Consider the following 19,857-nt stretch of genomic DNA (forward strand, 5'->3'; position numbering starts at 1 on the left):
TCTACACTTGAGGTATCTGCCTGTGCTTGTGATGAGGTCGGATACTTCAAGTTTTTCAACGGTACAACTCGAACAACGCTCTTATTTCATCCCACCCTGTGTCTCTGTTTTCTTTTCCATTGTTGGCATTCACCGATTGATACAAAAGGAATGAAATCATGCTCAATTTTGCGAATAGCCAGGCCCTGACAACAAAACAAGCAAAAGTGACCACGGCTGCCAATATCATTAAAGATGTGATTTTGCCGGATTTGAACGAGCTTTATTCTCCGGCCGAGATTGAGATCCTGCAACAAGCCCAGCAGTTGATGGATGACGGGAAACACCGGATCCAGCAGCTGAAAGATAAGCGGCGCCGGGAGGAAAAATTGCGGGAAGATGTGGAATCTGAACTTCATCAGCGGGCCTACCAACAAGCGCTGAAGGCGCTGAACCAGATGTCGTTGTCGGAGCTGTACCGGCTTAACGTCAGCCTGGGTGGCCAATGTTCGTCCATTGAGGGATTAATTGAAGAGTATGATCATCGCCACCATCTGGCGACCGCGCAGAGCTGGCTTGATACCGAAGTAGATGCCGAGCGTTACCTGGCGCTGACCCCGGAAGAGGCCCGGGAAACCTGGCGGGGCGGGATTGCCAGGGCCGCGGTGGAGATCATTAGCTGGCCGTCCCTGAAATATCACCGTGACTACCAGACGCCGGGTGGGGGCTTTATTGAACCGCTCGGGATCCCGGAGGACTTTCCTCAGGCGATTTATGCCGACAGTCGCAAGGCCAGTCGCTTCAAGCTGTCTTTGGCCTGCTGCCAGGTGCTTCGGGCAATCAAGCGTTATGAAGCCAATGTGGAGCAGGTCCGGTTGATCCTGGCCGGGCTTGGCGCCTGAGCCGGGCAAGCGCCACTGACCCCCCCCTGATAATTAAAAGCCCTGCGAACGCAGGGCTTTGTCGTTGTGGCCGGGGCTGGCGGTGGACTCAGAGCACAATCCCGGCAAACAGGAAGCCGAACAGGATACTGAACACCATACTCAGCAGACCGGGGATCATAAAGCTGTGGTTGAAGATGTACTTACCGATCCGGGTGGTGCCGGTGCGGTCAAAGTCAATCGAGGCAATGATCGGGCCGTAGTTCGGAATAAAGAAGTAGCCGTTCACCGCCACGAAGGTGGCGATAATCACGGCCGGTGGCAGGCCGAGGGTGATGGCTACCGGTACCAGTACGGCGGTGGTCGCCCCTTGGCTGTTGACCATGACTGACAGCGCGAACAGGGCAAAGGCGAAGGTCCACGGGGCGACTTCGACCAGACCGGCAACGGCTTCTTTCACCATTTCGTCATGGCCGCCGATGAAGGTATCCCCCAGCCAGGCGATCCCGAAGATAGCAACGATCGCCCGCATCCCGGCATGGAATACTGAGCCTTGGGTAATGGCATAGCCGTCCGGCTTGCATAGCAAAATGATCAGGGCAGCAACGGAGAGCATGACGATCTCGATGGTATGCGCCATCCCCATGGCATGGCCGTCAAACTGCGGCCGCAGCGACGGAAACGCCCCCATGATCACAACAGTTACTGCGCCGAGCAAGAACAGAGACACGGCTTTTTTTGCTTCTGGTTTGACTTCAAGCTCCGCAACTTCCTGCTCCTGCTCCATTTCGGCGCGGAAAGCCGGATCGGCCATGCGGCGCTGGAATTCCGGATCATCATTGAGCTCTTTGCCCAGTTTGTTGACAATCACGCACGCGGCGGTCAGACCCAGGCTGGTGCCGGGAATGGTCACCATCAGCACATCAGCCAGGGTGATGCCCTGCGGCTCCAGGAAAGCCACCAGTGCCACCACGGCGGCGGCGATCGGGCTGGCAACAATCGCGAACTGGGAGGCGATCACGGCCATCCCCATCGGGCGCTCCGGACGGATCCCGCTGCGGCGGCTGACTTCGGCAATCACCGGTAGTACGGAGTAAGCCACGTGACCGGTCCCGGCCATCATGGTGAAGATATAAGTGACCAGCGGGGCAATAAAGGTGATGTATTTCGGATTACGGCGCAGAATACTGGTTGCAATTTTGATTAATAAATCGAGGCCCCCGGCAGCCTGCATGGATGCGGCAGCCGCGACCACGGCCATGATCATCAGCATGACATTGATCGGCGGGCTGGTGGGCTCGATCCCAAAAATAAAGCTGAGAACGGCCAGGCCGATCCCCCCCATGACGCCGAGGCCAATCCCGCCGATGCGGGCCCCGATCAAGATACACAGCAGAACAATGGACAATTCAACAATAAACACACCAATCTCCTTGATGACAGCGTTTAATACTGGGGATCATGATATCGGTTTGTCGGGCCACACAACCGAACCTTAATCACACTCCTACGACATAACCTTATAAATTTAAAGGGTATTTGTTATCAAATGGGGCGCCTTGTAACACGTCGGTTGTGTATTGTGTTGCGCCTGTTAATCCCCGGAATTGCCGGGGTTACAAAACCAGATTTGTGTATTAAATGAGCGATTGTGTCTATGGCGGATGATTTTGCCTGCTAAACGTAAGGTAAGTCACTAAAATATAATCAATTGCTGTCTACACTGAGGATATCTGAGGTCATAAAAGAGGGATGTTTATGTCAGTGAAACCTCTGAGCAGTGACAAACTTTATCGTGCGTCGGCCCTGAACGAGCTGGCGGCGGACTGTACCTCGACCAAGCATTTAACACCGCTGGATGAAATTGTCGGCCAGGAACGGGCCCAAAAAGCGGTGGAGTTTGCCATGTCGATTAAAGAGAAGGGCTACAACATTTACGCCGTCGGGCGCAATGGGTTGGGGAAGCGGACCATGATCCTGCGCTACCTCAACCGGCATGATCCGAACGGCAGCAGTGTGTCGCTCTATGACTGGTGCTATGTGGCGAACTTTGAAGAAACCCGCAGCCCGAATGTGCTCAAGCTTCCGCCGGGCACCGGTCACCAGTTCAAAAAAGAAATCGAAAAATTGATGCTGCGGCTGGTCAAGGCACTGCCGTTGGCCTTTGACAATGAAATGTATTATAGCCGCTCTGAGACGCTGAAAAACCAGCTGACCCAGAAGCAGGAAAGTTCGCTGGTCACGCTGACCAACGAGGCGAAAGAGAAAAGTGTCAGCTTGTCATTGACCCCGCAAGGGGAATACCAGCTGGTGGCGATGAACGGCGAAGAGCCGCACACGGAAGAAACTTTTGCCAAGTTGTCGGAAGCAGAGCAGCAACAGTTTGATGAGACGATCAATGAGTTGGAGAAAAAGCTCCGGGGGATCGTGCGCCAGCTGACGGAGATGGAAGAAGAGTTTTCTGACAAATTTGAGAAGCTCAACGAAGAGGTGGCGCTGGATGTCGTCGTGCACTTCATCAAGCCGTTGAAAAAAATCTATAAAGGGCTGCCGGAAGTCAAAGCCTATCTGACGGCGATGCAGAAAGACATTCTGGACAACCTGGATATTTTCCTTGAAGAGAGTGAAGAGCAGGTGGCGCTGGCCTATGCGGCACTGGATAAGAAAATGCCGCGCCGCTATCAGGTCAATGTACTGGTGAGCCAGGATCCGGACTCCAAGTTCCCGATTGTGGTGGAAGACAGCCCCAGCTACCACTCGATTTTCGGTTATGTCGAAAATGCCACCTACAAAGGCACGGTGTTTACCGATTTCTCGCTGATCCGAGCCGGGAGCCTGCATCGCGCCAATGGCGGGGTGCTGCTGATGGATGCGGTCAAAGTGCTGGAGCGCCCGTACGTCTGGGACGGTTTGAAACGTGCGCTGCGGGCCCGCAAGCTCAATGTGAATTCGCTGGAGCGAGAAGTGACCTTGTCCGGCGCCATTTCGCTGGAGCCGGAAGATATCCCGCTCAACGTCAAAATTATTCTGTTCGGGGATTATCAGACCTATCAGCTGTTGCAGCAGTATGATCCGGATTTCAGCGAGCTGTTTCGGGTGACCGCCGATTTTGAAGATGAAATGGCGCGGACCGACGCCTCAGAGGAGCAGTATGCCCGGTTTATCTCCAGCATCGTCAATGAAAGTGAGATGCTGCACTGTGATCGCAAGGCCATTGCCCGGATCATCGATTACAGCTCCCGTCAGGCGGGCGATCAGAACAAGCTGTCACTGCACTCGGCCGATATTGCCAACTTGCTGCGCGAGAGTAACTATGTCGCGAAATTGTCCAAGGCGACCATGATCCGCGCTAACCACGTGGAGCAGGCGTTGCTGAGCCAGGAGATGCGGGTCAGCCGGCTTAAAGATCAGGTGATGCAGACGTTTCAAAATGGCACCACGCTGATTGATACCGAGGGGGCTGTGACCGGGCAGATCAACGGGTTGTCGGTGATCTCGACCACCGATTACCAGTTCGGCGCGCCAAACCGGATCACCGCCAGCACGGCGTTTGGTGAGGGAGAAGTGTTTGATATCGAGCGCCAGGTCAAACTGGGCGGACGGATCCACTCCAAAGGGGTGATGATCCTGTCGGCTTATCTGGCATCAGTCTTCGGTCGGACCAAGACGATTCCGCTCAAAACCCACCTGACGTTCGAGCAGTCATATGGTGGCGTAGACGGCGACAGTGCGTCGATGGCAGAGCTGTGCGCCATTGTGTCGGCGTTTTCCCAGACGCCGCTGCGTCAGGATGTGGCGATCACCGGTTCGATGAACCAGTTTGGTCAGGCGCAGCCGATTGGCGGTGTGAATGAGAAGATTGAAGGCTTCTTTGATGTTTGCGTGATTAAGGGCCGCCAGCCGACGCAAGGGGTGATCATTCCCCAATCCAACGCCCATAATCTGATGCTGCGCAAAGACATTGTGGAAGCGGTGGAAAAAGGCGAGTTCCATATCTGGGCGATCAGCCATGTGTCGGAAGCAATCGAGATCCTGACCGGTAAACCGGCCGGAGTATGGTCGGAAGAGACCGGCTATCCGCTTGATTCCGTGTACGGCCTGGCACAGGTCAAGCTGAATGCGCTGCGGCTCTAGCGAGACAAGGTGAGCTGTATAACCAAGTCGACGGGGCAGGAAAACCTGCTCCTGACTCAATCTCAACAAGCGTCGGCAACCGTGCCGACGCTTTTTTGTCTCTATTGCGTGGGTGCGCAGGTGTGTCCGGAGCATTGTCAGGTGCTGGTCGCAGCGATGGGTTAGCCGCGCGCGAGTTTATGGTGGGCCCGTGAGAAATGACCGGCACAGAAAGCGCCGACAATCGACAGCTCGCCCGCCAGACACAGGGAAGCACAGACCTCGGCCAGCGCTTGTGACTGGCCGCTGCCGACCAGGCCGAGCAGATCCAGGCAGGCATGCTGACTGGGCAGGGAAGTACCGCCGCCGACGGTGCCCAGCATCAGGTTTGGCAGCGTCACCGAAGCGTAGAGATCGCCATTGTCCGCCATTTCAATCCGGGTGATCCCGACCGCTGATTCAGCCACGCAGGCGGCGTCCTGGCCGCAGGCAATATAGAACGCAGCCAGCGCATTGGCGTAGTGGGCGTTGATCCCGATGCTGCCGCTCAGCGTGCCGCCGACCGTGGTCATCCGGGTAAAGTCCGCCATTTGGGCCGGTGTGGTGTGGAGATACTGTTTGATCAGCGCCGGGGGGATGTGAACTTCTGCCGTGACTTTCTTGCCGCGCACACTGCGCAGGGTTTGTGCGGTGGCCTTCTTATCGCCGGACAGGTTGCCGTCCAGGTAGGCTTGCGTTGGTTTCACCGGGGTGTGGTGAAGAATATATTCAAACACCGCGTTGGTCGAAATGGTCACCATGTTCTGGCCCGACGCATCCCCGGTCAGATATTCGAATACCAGGTAGACGTGGTTGCCTTCAATATTGACGCTGATATCCGACAATTTACCGTGGCGGGTGGTGGATTCGGCCACCTGCTTGAAGGCATCATACTGCGTGACGGCCCAGGCGACGAACTGTCCGGCGCGCGCCAGATCGGCAAAGGCAAAACACGGCGTGCGGGTGACCCCTTCATTGAGTAACATCGCCGTGGCGCCGCCCGCCTGGGTGATCAACTGCGCCCCGCGATGATAAGAAGCCACCAGGGCTGCTTCTGACGTTGCCAACGGCACCGTGTAATCGCCCTGGGCAAACAGGCCGTTGACCCGCAGCGGGCCGGCAATCCCGACCGGCAGTTTGACCGTACCGATAAAGTTCTCGATATTTTTCTGGTAGCAGGGCATCTGCGCTTGTGTCGCGGGATCGAGCAGCTGGGCTTTGGCGTCGTCGTTGTCCAAAACCTGCCAGCGTTTTTCCACACTGCTCGGGGTCAGGAACGGGGAGCGGGGAAGTTTACGCACCGGGGTGGCGTGATCCGGGCTCAGGCGCTGCTGCATTTCCTCGGCAGACAAATGGCTGAGCACGGAGGTCAGGTAATCCCGGCGGTGCAGGTTGAGTTTAGGCATAGCAATACTTCTTCGCTAAAGTTGGCCGCTGATTGTAGCGTCTGGAATTGAAATTACTACTCCTGCCACTGGCGATAGCGACGATCCGCCAGAGGGGAGTCCATGGCATTGATGCCGGTGTTGGACGGCCTGCACCAACAATATGGCACAGATATACAACGCCTGTGGTTGCGCCGGGTGAAGGATGATATGCGTGGGCATTCAGGGGCAGGAGGCTGTTCGGCCCCAAAGAACCGGAAACCAGAAGGTTTCCGGTGAGGGTGATACAGACGCAGAGACAGATGAATCATGAGGGATTCTGTCTCTGCACACGGAAGACTCAGCTTGAACTATTGAGTCGATGCCTGAAGGGTGACGCCCGAGAATTGGCGATAGCCGTCGAGTAATATCGAGTAGGTTCCCGGTGTCGCCCCGGTAAAGGTACACACTTCGTTATTTCCATTTCGGTACGGGCGACAATCCCAGTTCTGTTTGCTGGCTTCTGAGCCGTGTGCAACATACAGGTCAACATCTCCCGAGCCGCCGGACGTGCTGATTTGCAGGGTTTTCTGTGCCGGCAGTTCAAAGCGATATCGCACCTGACTACCCGTTGTTCCGGACAAACCGTTCACCGGTACACCGTCAATCAGTACATTGTCTGTTGGCGGTGGTGGGGTGCCGCCAACAGCACTCGCCATTTCGATGGCGTAGGCGAGGCCCAGTTGGGTGAACTTCATCGCATGTGAACCGGTAGGATCTGAGTTTTGCAGCGTGTCGTTCGTCGTATGGATCATCGGGTTGTAGTCATTGAACTTCGATTCAAAAGGCATGGCCGCAGAAAAACCGGCTTTATGCCATGAGGCGTGATCAGAGCAGGCATAACCACAGGTGTCGAACCCGTAGGTTAAGCTTGGCAAATACTCATCAACCAACTGGCTCAGGAACGTGGTCAGATTGCTGTCCGTGTAATCCGTGATAAAGACAATATCTTCAACCGAACCTTGGTAGTTGGTCATGTCCAGCTGTAAGGCAGAAATGACTTTTTTGCCCTCGGCTTTATATTGGTTGGCCAGATCCTGGGAGCCGCGCAATCCCACTTCTTCGGCGGCATAGGCCATGAAGGCAATACTGCGTTTTGGCTGGAAATTGTTCTCCGACAGCACACGAATAATTTCCGTCACGCTGGCAATCCCTGAGGCATCGTCGTCGGCCCCGGGGGCGACACTCTGCTCATTGGTATGTGAGCCGATGGTGGAATCCAGGTGTCCCCCCAGTACGATCCATTCATCCGGTTTTTCTGAGCCCGTGATTGTCAATACGACGGATTTCTGATTGTAACCAAAGTGCGACACTTGGGTAACGCTGGCATTGGGCAGAGCGGTGCTCAGCGAACGCCATTCATTGGCCAGCCAGTCGGATGCTTGCGCGCCGGAAGTGGTGGTATAAAAACGGTTGATGAAGCTGGTCAATGAACTGATGGTGCCGGTAATTGCTTGTGAACTGACCTGAGGCAACCAGGCGTTCACGGTGTCTTGCTGGCTGATCACAGGGATCGGAAAAGCAGCAAGAGACTGCGGGATGTTGCTGGCTGCGATGGCACTTTCTGCAGATGAATGGACCATATAACCGCCGCAGCGTTGATGGTCTTCGTGCATGTGATGCGAAAGCTCCGCCAACTGACTGGAATCCACCTGCCCAACCCATACGGGTCCGCTGCTGGCCAAGGACTCCGGCAATAAAGCGCGAGCGTTGTGTTGCATGACGGATTTCACGGTTTCACTGGCATCTGAACCAATGGAGATCCAGACTTTATCTTCGGCATAAGCCTGGGTGCAAACCGTTGAAATGAGGAAAGCCAATAACGTTGTGTTTCTCATATTCTCCTCCCTGGAGATTTTTATAAAATCAACAAAACGTAGGTCAGTTTGGCTGGAAAGCGAAGTTATTCCTTTTGAATCAACATGTAACGCAAGGTTGTCACAAAATCATCAGTAGCGTTTTGGATGTCTGTATTTCAGCGTGAAATAGGGTTTATCTGAGGGTTGTTGATATTAAACGGAGAAAATGAGCGGATGGGCAAGATTTAAAATTTGATAGAAGAGGAACGGGAAAACTGAGTATTTGGGCTTGGCTTGCTTTCATCCTGCGATTGATACCCGTCGGAGCGGGTTACCTGGTAAAGGTTGATTTGTCATCGCGTGGTATCTCGGTCGTCGCGACTTATGTGTACCCAACTCATGCGCTTTTAACTTATGCGATGTCACATCATGCAATTACTTCGACGCCGCGGGCTCATCTTTCTGGGCAACTGCCAGGAAGGTCGCCATGGCGCTGATATCGAGGTAGCCGTCGGCTTTCTTATGGGCCCGGAGGAACTGATAACCGGTCACCAGTTGATGCAGTTTGGCCGCATCTTCGGCGGTGAGTTCATGGCCGTGAACATGGGCATAGGCAGCATGCAACGCCTCGCGGTCCACAACTTCGGCCTGGCGATACAGGTAGCCACAACCGGTGGCGAGCCACTCCAGTGAGCAATTGGCTTTCATGGCGATTTGATTGGCTTTGCTCAGGCTTGGTTCGCTGCCGTTTAAGTATTTGCGGATCAGGGCTTCACTGAGTTCGACCCGGCGGGCAAAGCCGCTGATGCTCTCTTCACCAATCAGTGATTTCAGGCGTGATGCAAATGACATAGTTCGTACTCCGGTTCGAAGGGTGGGGGTTATAACATTGCGACAGGGGGGAAACAAGCCTAGGATGGTCGGCAATGATGACGCAAGAGGGAGCCAACCACATGGTGGCAAAAGTTGAGTTAACGCCGCAGGGACCACAATTTTCTGAGCTGGTCCAGGGCTACTGGCGTTTGGCAGACTGGGGCATGACCCCGGCGCAGCGCCTGGATTTTCTAAAGCAGCACCTGGCACTGGGGATCACCACGGTAGACCATGCCGATATCTATGGTGGCTATCGCTGTGAAACCCTGTTTGGTGAGGCGCTTGCGCTGGAGCCGAGCATACGCGATCAACTGGAGATTGTGACCAAGTGCGATATCAAGCTGTGCTCTGACCAATATCCGGCGCAACGGATCAATCATTACGACACCAGCAAGGCGCACATTGTCGAGTCGGTGAACAATTCCCTGGCCCGCCTGCAGGTCGACATGATTGATGTCCTGCTGATCCACCGCCCGGATGTACTGATGGCGGCCGATGAGGTGGCCGAGGCGTTTGCCGAGCTGAAACAGCAGGGCAAAGTGAAACACTTCGGGGTCTCGAACTTTAGCCCGTCGCAGTTTGAACTGCTGCAATCGCGCCTGGATGCGCCGTTGGTGACCAACCAGGTGGAGATTAATCCGCTGAACTTTGAAGTGGCCCATGACGGCACGCTGGATCAGTTGCAGATGAAGCGCACCAAGCCGATGGCCTGGTCATGTCTGGCTGGTGGTGAGATTTTCTCCGGTCAGTCAGAGCAGGCTGTTCGGGTACGCAACGAGCTGGAAGCGATCCGTGAAGAAGTTGGCGCGCAAAGTATCGATCAGGTGATTTACGCTTGGGTGCGTCGTTTGCCGTCCAAGCCGCTGCCGATTATCGGCTCCGGCAAAATTGATCGGGTGCAGGCGGCCGTGGATGCACTGAACATTGAACTCACCCGTGAGCAGTGGTTCCGGGTCTGGGTGGCCTCCAAAGGCCACGGGGTGCCGTAAGCGACAACCCGCAGACGTTTTTGCCTGTGATCGAAAGCCTCACGTCCCGCACGTGAGGCTTTTTTGGTGCTGGTGCTGGTGTTGGCTGTTTGGGTGACGTTGTCACCTTTTGGGGTTTGGCTTTAGGCGTCGAGCTTGTTTCGTCAAAGCTGTTTGTGTCGAAGCTTATGGCGTCAACGCTGCTTACGTTAAAGTTACGTTAAAGCTTCTTGCATCGAAGCAGCTTGCGTTAAAGCTTCGGCGCACGGCGTGCCGTCAGTCGTCATCCCCCAGGAGTGGACTATGGAATCGATCCGGCTTGAGGGTGATCACCGAGCACTGAATATTATCCAGCATATACTCGGCGGTATTGCCCATCACAAAACCGGCGATGCCGGTGCGCGACAGGCTGCCCATGATCACCAAATCAACGTCGTGGTTGTTGATATAGTCCGGCAGTACGGTTTTGGCGTTCCCCTCGAGCATGATCATCTGCATCGGCACCCGGCTGTGCGGATAATCAGCCATCAGCTGGGCCAGTCGATCTTCCCGATCGTCCCGGAGTTGCTGGGCGATGACCGCAATTTCCAGATCACTGCAGCGGCTCCAGTCCCGTAAATATCCCTCACTCTCCAGCTCCCAGGCGTGACAGAGCGACAACCGGGATTCATTGATGATGGCAAACTCATAGGCATGGCACAGCAGTTTCTCGTTCAGCGCCGTATTGTCGAGATGGCTGACATCCAGCGACACCACGATGTGCGCGAGTTTGGGGGGCTCTTGCTGTTGGTGCAGGGCCCAAATCGGCACTTCAGATTCACGCATCAGGTGGCGGGTGGACGTGCCCCACTGGCAGGCGGTTTCTTTGTGTTCGCGGTGGGCGTCAATCACGATCATATCCACCTGAAGTTGTGAGGCGACTTTGATGATCTCTACATAAGGCACCCCGGTGACCACCTGGCTCTGAAACTCAATATCCGGGTATTGAGCCTGTAAATCCTGTTTGTGCTGGTCCAGTTGCCGCTGACACTCGTGTGTCGCGTGTTCGAGCAGGCTGAGGGTTGAAACCGAGTAACGGCTGAGGTCGGCCAGTTCGGCTAACTCTTCGATAACGGTCAGGAGCGTGACTTTGGCCTGGATCAGATTCGCCACGTGTAGCGCCTGATGAAATGCAGCGTCCAGGGCCTGCTTGGGCGCCAGGGGAAAAAGGAAGTGACGGTACGTCATTTCAGCCTCCGGGGAACTGTAGGTCTATCAGACAGTGTGGTCTATGGAGGGCTGATTGTGCCACTGGTGTCCGGAAATTCTCAGAGGTGGTGCTGGCAACCGATGGGGAAGATTACCGTGGGGCGATGAAATAACCGCTGATTGGGATCAGCGGTGGGCACGGATGCGATAATGGTAGAACACCTCCACCAGTCCCTGATATTCGATGGTACCGGGTTTACGTGACAGCTCCCTGACCGTGACATAGCTGTCGTCGATTTTCACTGAACGGACATCGAGGCGGTTGATGGGTACCCGCAGGGTCCGGTGCAGATCATAGGCGCTCTGCCGGGACAGTGTTTCCATGAGCTGGTGGCCTTGCTGATAGGCGGCTTCTTTGCTCGAAACCAGATCGGTGCGCAGGGTATAAAAACCGTTTTGATGCTGATAGCGGTCGATGGTTGCGAAGTGATCGGCGACAACGCCTGTACTGAACAAGGAGCTGAACATCACAAGGGTGGCGATCGTGAGGGATTTCTTCATGGCTGTTCTCCTCCACGCGAAGTCTGTGTGTCAGACAGTGGCTGTGCTGCGGCCGGTGGACATCGCGCAGTCTGTCTGGTGCCTCGCCCCTACTTTTTGTGAGTTATTGTTGTACGCTAATTTATACCCCTAATTTTATGTCCGAAGCTCTCGGGTCGCAAATCGGCCCGCCGATCATCTCCTGGCACGCCTCCTGAAATGTGAGTTAACAAAAAGTAATTTTTGAACCGTTCTCGGGACTATCCCTGAGTCTCGCCTCTATCGTCTGATCTGGTCATGGCCCGAGCGTGGGTCTGAACTGTGCCGTCATTGCTGTGAATTACCCGCTTAAAGATTAGAGTGCTAATTAATTTTGGAGCTTCACATGCTGTGGCCTGACATGATCCCGGAATGGAGCGGATCCCTGCCTGATTTTGAACTGTTTTTGAGTGACTTTTGATGGATTTTTCACCCGTTCTGAGGGCGGATAGCGATGTCGAATCGCTGAATGAGCGTGTCAGGCTTGTCTGAAAAACAGATTCGATAAAGTCATTTTTGCTCGAAACAATTATATTTTTTGAAAACAAATCATTTTCAATTTTATTTGTTTAAATTCAGTTATTTATTGTTGATCTTGGTTAATCGTTCGTGTTGTTAAAGATTACTGCACGAAACAATTTGCTTGATCTGGCACGGGGATCGTGTAGATTTGTTTTTAATTAACCGTTCAATCAAAAAACATTTGGGTAACATTTATGCCGAAGGTTGGGATGCCGGAAATACGTCGGCCGCAGCTGGTCGAAGCGACCATGGCGGTGATTGATGAGGTGGGATTGTCCGGGGCCAGTGTGGCCCTGATCAGCCGGAAGGCCGGGGTTTCCCCCGGGATCATCAATCATTATTTCGGTGGCAAGCATGGTTTGCTGGAAGAGACCATGCGCTCGGTCCTGCGTCAGTTGTCCGCGACCTCGATTGCCTATTTGAGTGCGGTTGACCCCCAGGATGTGACGGCACGGATCAAGGCGATTGTGGCGGCCAACTTCGACAGCTATCAGGTTGAAAATAAGGTGGTAAAAACCTGGTTGGCGTTTTGGGCTCAGTCGATGCATGACCCGGCGCTGTACCGGTTGCAGCGAGTGAATGAAAAACGTCTGCTCTCCCATCTGCGGCGTGAGCTCAAGCGGGTGCTTCCGGCGCAGGACGCGGCGTTTGTTGCTCAGGGCATTGCGGCGCTAATCGACGGGATCTGGTTGCGCGGGGCATTGAATCCGGACGGGATTTGCCCGCAGCAGGCGCAGCGGATCATCCTGGATTATCTCGATAAGCAGCTGGTGGCGCTGAACGCATCAGGCCAGTAAGCACGATTGAAGTGCGGCCGGGCGGTCGCATTACGGCAATGACTAACGTAAGAATTCTGAAGGCAGTTTGATGACAATGAAATCTCTTTACCTCAATGGTCAGGCGGTTGAGACAACCTCTGGCGAAACCTTTTTGACCTACAACCCGGCGACCGGCGAGCCGCTGGCGGAAATCGGCCAGGCCTCAAGCGCCGATGTTGAGCGCGCCGTTGCTTCGGCGCACGAAGGTTTCAAAGTCTGGTCAGCGATGGGTGGTGCCGAGCGGGGCCGGATCCTGATGAGAGCCGTCACGATCCTGCGTGAGCGCAACGACGAGCTGGCTGCCCTGGAAGTGAAAGATACCGGCAAGCCGCTGCAGGAAGCAATTGCGGTCGATATTGCGACCGGCGCCGACGTGATTGAGTACTACGCCGGGCTGGCTGCGACCATTCACGGTCAGCAGCAGGATCTGGGACATAACCAGTTTTTCTATACTCGCCGCGAGCCGTTGGGTGTGTGTGCCGGAATTGGTGCCTGGAACTATCCGATCCAGATCGCGATGTGGAAATCCGCCCCGGCGCTGGCCGCCGGGAACGCGATGGTGTTCAAACCGTCGGAAGAAACCCCGCTGACCGCGCTGAAACTGGCAGAGATTTTCACTGAAGCCGGGGTGCCGGATGGCGTGTTTAACGTGGTGCAGGGGGATTACCGCGTCGGTCAGATGCTGTCGCGCCACCCGCAGATTGCCAAGATGTCATTCACCGGTGAATGTGGCACCGGCAAGAAAGTGATGGCTGATGCGGCGGGCTCGCTGAAAGACATCACCATGGAGTTGGGCGGTAAATCGCCGCTGGTGGTGTTTGATGATGCCAACCTGGAGAACGCAGTGTCTGCCGCCATGATGGCCAACTTCTACACCCAGGGCGAAGTGTGTACGCACGGTACCCGAGTGTTTGTTCACGACTCAATTTACGATGCGTTCCTGGATCAACTGGCAGCACGCACGGCCAAGTTGGTGATTGGCGATCCGGCGGATATGCAAACCCAGATCGGCGCGCTGATCTCCCGCGATCACATGGAAAAAGTGCTGGGCTTCATTGAAGCCGGGAAAGCATCCGGCGCTCGACTGATCTGCGGCGGTGCGCGGGAAATCGGTAACGGCCTGGAGAACGGTAACTTTGTTCAGCCGACCATTTTTGCCGACTGCACCGACGACATGCCGCAGGTGAAAGAGGAAATCTTTGGCCCGGTAATGTCGGTGCTGCGCTTCAGCGATGAAGCCGAAGTGATCCGCCGTGCCAACGATACCCAATACGGCCTGGCTGCCGGGGTCTTTACCCAGAACCTGTCACGCGCCCACCGGGTGATTGCTCAAATTGAAGCCGGGATTTGCTGGGTGAATACCTGGGGTGGCTCACCGGCCGAGATGCCGGTCGGTGGCTATAAGCAATCGGGGATTGGCCGAGAGAACGGGATCGAAACCCTGAACCACTACACCCAGAACAAGAGCGTATTGATTGAACTGGGCGATCTTGAATGTCCGTATGACTAACGCGCTGGCCCCGGTGTCAGCCGGGGCTTTCCACAGCCAGAAGACAGAATGACAGGAGAGCTCAAATGACTACAACATATGATTACATCATTGTCGGTGCCGGTTCGGCCGGATGCGTGCTGGCCGACCGACTGACCGCTTCGGGCGAGCATAAGGTGCTGCTGCTGGAAGCCGGGGGCACAGATCGCAGCATTTTTATCCAGATGCCGACCGCGCTGTCGTATCCGATGAACAGTGACCGCTATGCCTGGCAGTTTGAAACCCAGCCGGAAGCCGGGCTCGATGATCGCCAGCTGCATTGCCCGCGCGGCAAGGTGCTGGGTGGCAGCTCATCCATCAACGGGATGGTTTATGTCCGCGGACATGCCTGCGACTTTGATGAATGGGCTGAACACGGTGCTGAGGGCTGGCGTTATCAGGATTGTTTGCCGTATTTCCGTCGCGCCGAGTCCTGGATTGGCGGTGAAGATGACTACCGTGGCGGCGATGGCCCGGTGGCCACCTGTAACGGTAATGACATGAAACTTAACCCACTGTACGCGGCATTCATTGATGCCGGTCAGGAAGCGGGTTATCCGAAAACCGACGATTACAATGGTTATCAGCAAGAAGGCTTTGGCCCGATGCATATGACGGTTAATCACGGCGTGCGGGCATCGACTTCAAATGCTTACCTGCGCCGGGCGATGAAACGTCGTAACCTGACGCTGAAAACCGGCGTGGTGACCCGCAAAGTGCTGCTGAAAAACAAGCAGGCGATCGGGGTCGAGATTGAAAAAGGCGGCAAGATTGAATCGATCTACGCCAATACCGAAGTACTGCTTTCGGCAGGCTCAGTCGGCTCACCGCAGTTGCTGCAACTGTCCGGCATTGGTCCGAAAGCTGTGCTGGAGCAGGCCGGCGTTGAAGTCGCCCACGAGCTGCCGGGCGTCGGCAAAAACCTGCAGGATCACCTGGAAGTCTACTTCCAGTATGAGTGCGAGCAGCCGATCACCCTCAACAGCAAGCTGGGGCTGATCAGCAAGGGTTTGATCGGAACCCGCTGGATCCTGCGCAAAGACGGCCTGGGTGCGACCAACCATTTTGAATCTTGTGCGTTTATTCGCTCTCGCGCCGGGCTGAAATGGCCGAACATCCAGTATCACTTCCTGCCGGCAGCCATGCGCTATGACGGTCAGGCGGCCTTTGACGGCCACGGTTTTCAGGTCCACGTCGGTCCGAATAAACCGGAAAGTCGCGGCCGGGTCTGGATTGGCTCTGCGGATCCGCACCAGAAACCAAATATTGAGTTTAACTACATCAGTACCGAGCAGGATCGCCAGGACTGGCGCGACTGTATCCGCCTGACCCGTGAAATTCTCGCCCAGCCGGCGATGGATCACTATCGCGGCACCGAGATCCAACCGGGCGCGGCGGTCAACACCGATGCCGAAATCGATGCCTGGGTGCGCCAGAATGTCGAAAGTGCCTACCACCCTTCCTGTACCTGCAAGATGGGCGCAGACACCGATCCGATGGCGGTGCTGAACTCAGCTTGCCAGGTACGTGGGATTGACGGCTTGCGTGTAGTCGACTCCTCCATTTTCCCGACCATCCCGAACGGCAACCTCAATGCGCCGACCATCATGGTGGCGGAAAAAGTGGCCGATGCCATTTTGGGGAAAGCCCCGCTGGCTCCTTCCGATGCGCCGACCTGGATCGCGCCGAACTGGGAAAGTCAGCAGCGCTCCGGCCAGGCGAAGCGCCCGCAGGAGACCAGTCAACAACCAGCAGCTGTCGTAAGCTGACCGAGTTGTACGCTGCGGCCCTGCTTCACACCGACCTGCATGGGTCAAAGTCAGGAAGCTCAGGAGCTCGGCGAAAGTAAGACGAACGGCGAGTATTCGCCGAAATGAATCACACAGGCTTATCTTCTGCGACGCCATGACAGCGGGCAGGGAAGCGCCTGGGGCCTCTTGCGGCCTGAAAAACCTAAAAAGATAAAACGGAGAAAAGGAAAAGTCATGAAGACACATACAACCCTGAAAACACTGGTCATGGGTAGTTCGGCTCTGGCTCTGAGCCTTTCCGCTTCTGGCGCGTTTGCCGCTCAGTGCGAGACTGTACGATTTTCCGATGTCGGCTGGACCGATATTACCGCCACCACCGCAGTCGCCAGCGAAGTGCTGAAAGGTCTGGGTTATCAAACCGACACCCAGCTGCTGTCTGTACCGGTCACCTACTCCTCCATGGCGAACCAAGACATTGATGTGTTCCTGGGGAACTGGATGCCGACCATGGAAGCGGATATCGCCAAATATCGTGCGAACGGCACAGTCGAAACCGTGCGTGCCAACCTGGAAGGGGCGAAATATACCCTGGCGGTGCCGAAATACGTTTACGACGCCGGGGTGCACAGCTTTGCTGATCTGGCGAAATTTGAAGACAAGTTCCGTGGCCGCATCTACGGCATTGAGCCGGGCAACGACGGCAACCGCCTGATCCAGAAAATGATCGATGACAACGCGTTCGGCCTGGAAGATTTCCGCCTGGTGGAATCGAGCGAAGCGGGCATGGTGTCGCAGGTCAAGCGTGCCGTGAATCGCGAGCAGTGGATCGCCTTCCTGGGCTGGGCGCCGCACCCGATGAACAGCAACTTTGAGCTGGTCTATCTTGATGGCGGTGACGACTACTTCGGTCCGAACTACGGCGGTGCCAACGTTTATACCAACGTGCGTCAGGACTACCTGGAGACGTGTCCGAATGTCGGCCAGTTGTTGAAAAATCTTGAATTCACTCTGGAGATGGAAAACCAGCTGATGGGTGACATCCTCAATGACAACGTCAAGCCGAACAAGGCGGCGAAAGCCTGGTTGAAAGCCAACCCGCAAGCGCTGGAAAAATGGCTGGATAAGGTCAAAGCCCGTGATGGCGGTGATGCTACTGCTGCGGTCACGCGCTACCTGAAAAGCTAAGCACTGAAATCAGCCCTGCCCTGTGGCCGTGCAACTCTGTATGGCCGCAAGGGCAGGGCGGTGAAAACAACGAAAACTAGAAAGTAATAACAGACCCTGAATAAGGAGTGACCGTGGACTTTATCACCGAGCATAAGATCCCGTTGGGCGATTGGATGGCAACCTTTGTCGATTGGCTGACCTACAACGCCGCTGGATTTTTTGACTCACTCTCATACAGCCTGGAAACCATCATCATGCTGCTGGTGGACCTGTTTAAATGGTTTCCGCCGGCAGTGCCAATCGCGATGACCGCCGCACTGGCCTGGTTTCTGCACCGTAGCCTGCCGCTGGTCGGTTTCGTGGTGGCGGCATTACTGCTGATCATGAACCTGGGCTACTGGCCAGAAATGCTGGAGACCTTTGTACTGGTGCTGACTGCCACCACGATCTCCGTGCTGGTCGGGGTTCCGGTCGGCATTGCAGCGGCACACAAGCCGTGGCTCTATACCATCATGCGACCGATCCTGGATCTGATGCAGACGATCCCGACCTTTGTTTACTTGATCCCAACCCTGGTGCTGTTCGGCCTGGGCGTGGTCCCGGGGCTCATCTCTACCATTATTTTTGCCATTGCCGCACCGATCCGCCTGACCTATCTCGGGATCAGTCGTGTTCCGGAAGAGCTGGTCGAAGCGGGTAAGGCCTTCGGGGCCAACCGGTGGAAGCTGCTGTTCAAAGTGGAGCTGCCGGCGGCAATGCCAAACATTATGGCAGGGATCACCCAGTGCATCATGCTATCGCTGTCGATGGTGGTGATTTCGGCGCTGGTCGGTGCCGACGGACTGGGGAAACCGGTGATCCGCGCACTGAACACCGTCAACATCTCGCAGGGCTTCGAAGCGGGCCTGGCGATTGTTCTGGTCGCGATTATCTTGGACCGCCTGTGTAAAACCCCGAGCCAGAGTAAAGAGGGATAATCATGACTGCCATTCGAATTCAAAACCTGGATGTGATTTTTGGTCAGCACAGTGCCAAGTCGCTGGCGTTGCTCGACGAGGGCAAAAGCCGTCAGGAAATCATTGAGGCTACCGGCGATGTCGTCGGGGTGGATAATGTCAGCATGGATATCCAGGAAGGTGAGATTTGCGTGCTGATGGGGCTGTCCGGCTCTGGTAAATCCAGCCTGCTGCGCACCATCAACGGTCTGAACCAGGTGAGCCGCGGCGCGCTGGAAGTCAAAGACGGCGATCAGGTGATCGATCTGGCCACCTGTGATGCGACCCAGTTGCGTCACCTGCGCACAGAACGCATTTCCATGGTATTCCAGAAATTTGCCCTGATGCCCTGGCTGACCGTGCTCGATAATGCCGCCTTCGGCCTGGAAATGCAGGGGATTGGCAAAGCCGAGCGTCGACGCCGCGCGATGGAGAAATTGGAGATGGTTGGTCTGGCCGAGTGGCAGGACAAGTATCCGCATGAACTGTCCGGCGGGATGCAGCAGCGGGTCGGCCTGGCCCGCGCCTTTACCATGGACAGCGACATCCTGCTGATGGATGAGCCGTTCTCGGCGCTCGATCCGCTGATCCGCAGCCAACTTCAGGATGAGCTGCTGGTGCTGCAACGCAAGCTGAACAAGACCATTGTCTTCGTCAGCCACGATCTGGATGAAGCGCTGAAAATCGGCAACAACATTGCCATCATGGAATCAGGCAAACTGATCCAGCACGGCAAGCCGGAAGAGATTGTGCTCAAGCCAAACACCCAGTATGTCCAGGATTTCGTCGCTCATACCAATCCGCTGAACGTGCTGCGTGGCCGCTCGCTGATGACCGATGCCGGGGCATTGGAGAAACTGGATGACATGCTGGTGCTGAACCGGAACGACAAGACTTGTGTCAGCACCTCGGCAGAAGGCGAAGTGCTGGCGGTGACCCGTCAGGACGAAGCCCTGAATGTGCAGCAGTGGCAGGAAGGGGATAACCTTGATGCGCTGGAGGCAAATCAGGTGGTGATGACCACGCCGGATATCTCGATGCGCGATGCGCTGGAAATCCGCTACCGTACCGGCCAGCCGATCCTGCTGGGCACCCAGAAACGCCTCGAAGGCGTGCTGTCGGACAACGATTTCTATCATGCCTTGCTGGGAAAACACTTCTCAGCCGAGTTGGCGTAACGCGCGACAGAATCTTATCCATTGAAACAAACGGCGGCCTTCGGGTCGCCGTTTT

Annotated in this window: 16 protein-coding genes; 10 read left to right on the forward strand and 6 right to left on the reverse strand. The window is 55.6% G+C overall.

Annotated features, from left to right (window positions below; translation table 11 throughout):
* Window positions 1-158 precede the first annotated feature (158 nt).
* The gene (locus NH461_RS24335) at window positions 159-881 is read left to right on the forward strand and encodes a hypothetical protein (protein ID WP_261603536.1); all 723 of its coding nucleotides are present in this window, start codon (window positions 159-161) and stop codon (window positions 879-881) included.
* Between the two features lie 88 nt (window positions 882-969).
* On the opposite strand, the gene NH461_RS24340 is transcribed toward NH461_RS24335, so the two are convergent.
* The gene (locus NH461_RS24340) at window positions 970-2,283 is read right to left on the reverse strand and encodes an anaerobic C4-dicarboxylate transporter family protein (RefSeq protein ID WP_261603537.1); all 1,314 of its coding nucleotides are present in this window, start codon (window positions 2,281-2,283) and stop codon (window positions 970-972) included.
* Between the two features lie 335 nt (window positions 2,284-2,618).
* On the opposite strand from NH461_RS24340, the gene NH461_RS24345 reads away from it, so the two are divergent.
* A complete protein-coding gene (locus tag NH461_RS24345) occupies window positions 2,619-4,994 on the forward strand; it encodes a Lon protease family protein (RefSeq protein WP_261603538.1) in 2,376 nt (791 codons plus the stop codon).
* Window positions 4,995-5,003: 9 nt separating this feature from the next.
* Window positions 5,004-5,159, forward strand: a complete 156-nt coding sequence (locus tag NH461_RS24350) for a hypothetical protein (RefSeq protein ID WP_261603539.1) — start codon at window positions 5,004-5,006, stop codon at window positions 5,157-5,159.
* Here NH461_RS24350 and NH461_RS24355 read toward each other — a convergent pair.
* The 3 genes from NH461_RS24355 to NH461_RS24365 form a co-directional block, all read right to left on the reverse strand.
* Window positions 5,156-6,418, reverse strand: a complete 1,263-nt coding sequence (locus NH461_RS24355; protein WP_261603540.1) for a hydroxymethylglutaryl-CoA reductase — start codon at window positions 6,416-6,418, stop codon at window positions 5,156-5,158. The genes NH461_RS24350 and NH461_RS24355 overlap by 4 nt on opposite strands.
* 329 nt (window positions 6,419-6,747) lie before the next feature.
* Complete coding sequence (locus tag NH461_RS24360; protein ID WP_261603541.1) at window positions 6,748-8,274, reverse strand: M28 family metallopeptidase; 1,527 nt, start codon at window positions 8,272-8,274, stop codon at window positions 6,748-6,750.
* A 396-nt stretch (window positions 8,275-8,670) separates the two neighbouring features.
* Window positions 8,671-9,087, reverse strand: coding sequence for an XRE family transcriptional regulator (locus NH461_RS24365; protein ID WP_261603542.1), 417 nt, complete (start codon window positions 9,085-9,087; stop codon window positions 8,671-8,673).
* 101 nt (window positions 9,088-9,188) lie between these two features.
* On the opposite strand from NH461_RS24365, the gene NH461_RS24370 reads away from it, so the two are divergent.
* Window positions 9,189-10,097 carry an aldo/keto reductase family oxidoreductase gene (locus tag NH461_RS24370; protein ID WP_261604627.1) on the forward strand — a complete coding sequence of 303 codons (909 nt, stop codon included), beginning with the start codon at window positions 9,189-9,191 and terminating at the stop codon, window positions 10,095-10,097.
* Between the two features lie 255 nt (window positions 10,098-10,352).
* Here NH461_RS24370 and NH461_RS24375 read toward each other — a convergent pair whose 3' ends face one another.
* Both NH461_RS24375 and NH461_RS24380 read right to left on the reverse strand, forming a co-directional pair.
* Window positions 10,353-11,303: a universal stress protein gene (locus NH461_RS24375; protein ID WP_261603543.1), complete on the reverse strand. Its 951-nt coding sequence runs from the start codon at window positions 11,301-11,303 to the stop codon at window positions 10,353-10,355.
* Window positions 11,304-11,450: 147 nt separating this feature from the next.
* Entirely contained in the window at window positions 11,451-11,825 is a 375-nt protein-coding gene (locus NH461_RS24380; protein WP_261603544.1) for a DUF3316 domain-containing protein, read from the reverse strand.
* A gap of 734 nt (window positions 11,826-12,559) precedes the next feature.
* On the opposite strand from NH461_RS24380, the gene betI reads away from it, so the two are divergent.
* From betI to choV, 6 genes are all read left to right on the forward strand, one after another.
* Entirely contained in the window at window positions 12,560-13,162 is a 603-nt protein-coding gene (gene betI / locus NH461_RS24385) for a transcriptional regulator BetI (protein ID WP_255390836.1), read from the forward strand.
* A gap of 70 nt (window positions 13,163-13,232) precedes the next feature.
* Window positions 13,233-14,693 (forward strand): betaine-aldehyde dehydrogenase, encoded by a 1,461-nt coding sequence (gene betB, locus NH461_RS24390; protein ID WP_261603545.1) that lies wholly within the window; start codon window positions 13,233-13,235, stop codon window positions 14,691-14,693.
* 65 nt (window positions 14,694-14,758) lie between these two features.
* Entirely contained in the window at window positions 14,759-16,480 is a 1,722-nt protein-coding gene (betA, locus tag NH461_RS24395) for a choline dehydrogenase (RefSeq protein ID WP_261603546.1), read from the forward strand.
* 216 nt (window positions 16,481-16,696) lie between these two features.
* Entirely contained in the window at window positions 16,697-17,647 is a 951-nt protein-coding gene (locus NH461_RS24400) for a choline ABC transporter substrate-binding protein (protein WP_261603547.1), read from the forward strand.
* Window positions 17,648-17,760: 113 nt separating this feature from the next.
* A complete protein-coding gene (gene choW, locus NH461_RS24405) occupies window positions 17,761-18,606 on the forward strand; it encodes a choline ABC transporter permease subunit (RefSeq protein WP_261603548.1) in 846 nt (281 codons plus the stop codon).
* 2 nt (window positions 18,607-18,608) lie between these two features.
* Complete coding sequence (gene choV / locus NH461_RS24410; protein WP_261603549.1) at window positions 18,609-19,802, forward strand: choline ABC transporter ATP-binding protein; 1,194 nt, start codon at window positions 18,609-18,611, stop codon at window positions 19,800-19,802.
* Window positions 19,803-19,857 lie beyond the last annotated feature (55 nt).

The sequence above is a fragment of the Photobacterium sp. TY1-4 genome (assembly GCF_025398175.1).
GTDB lineage: Bacteria > Pseudomonadota > Gammaproteobacteria > Enterobacterales > Vibrionaceae > Photobacterium.

What these genes read in the sequence shown, in the direction of transcription:
- NH461_RS24335 (WP_261603536.1), top strand. Translation starts at nt 159, where the DNA reads ATGCTCAATTTTGCGAATAGCCAGGCCCTGACAACAAAACAAGCAAAA.
- NH461_RS24345 (WP_261603538.1), top strand. Translation starts at nt 2,619, where the DNA reads ATGTCAGTGAAACCTCTGAGCAGTGACAAACTTTATCGTGCGTCGGCC.
- NH461_RS24355 (WP_261603540.1), bottom strand. Translation starts at nt 6,418, where the DNA reads ATGCCTAAACTCAACCTGCACCGCCGGGATTACCTGACCTCCGTGCTC.
- NH461_RS24360 (WP_261603541.1), bottom strand. Translation starts at nt 8,274, where the DNA reads ATGAGAAACACAACGTTATTGGCTTTCCTCATTTCAACGGTTTGCACC.
- NH461_RS24365 (WP_261603542.1), bottom strand. Translation starts at nt 9,087, where the DNA reads ATGTCATTTGCATCACGCCTGAAATCACTGATTGGTGAAGAGAGCATC.
- NH461_RS24370 (WP_261604627.1), top strand. Translation starts at nt 9,189, where the DNA reads ATGGTGGCAAAAGTTGAGTTAACGCCGCAGGGACCACAATTTTCTGAG.
- NH461_RS24375 (WP_261603543.1), bottom strand. Translation starts at nt 11,303, where the DNA reads ATGACGTACCGTCACTTCCTTTTTCCCCTGGCGCCCAAGCAGGCCCTG.
- NH461_RS24380 (WP_261603544.1), bottom strand. Translation starts at nt 11,825, where the DNA reads ATGAAGAAATCCCTCACGATCGCCACCCTTGTGATGTTCAGCTCCTTG.
- betI (WP_255390836.1), top strand. Translation starts at nt 12,560, where the DNA reads ATGCCGAAGGTTGGGATGCCGGAAATACGTCGGCCGCAGCTGGTCGAA.
- betB (WP_261603545.1), top strand. Translation starts at nt 13,233, where the DNA reads ATGACAATGAAATCTCTTTACCTCAATGGTCAGGCGGTTGAGACAACC.
- betA (WP_261603546.1), top strand. Translation starts at nt 14,759, where the DNA reads ATGACTACAACATATGATTACATCATTGTCGGTGCCGGTTCGGCCGGA.
- NH461_RS24400 (WP_261603547.1), top strand. Translation starts at nt 16,697, where the DNA reads ATGAAGACACATACAACCCTGAAAACACTGGTCATGGGTAGTTCGGCT.
- choV (WP_261603549.1), top strand. Translation starts at nt 18,609, where the DNA reads ATGACTGCCATTCGAATTCAAAACCTGGATGTGATTTTTGGTCAGCAC.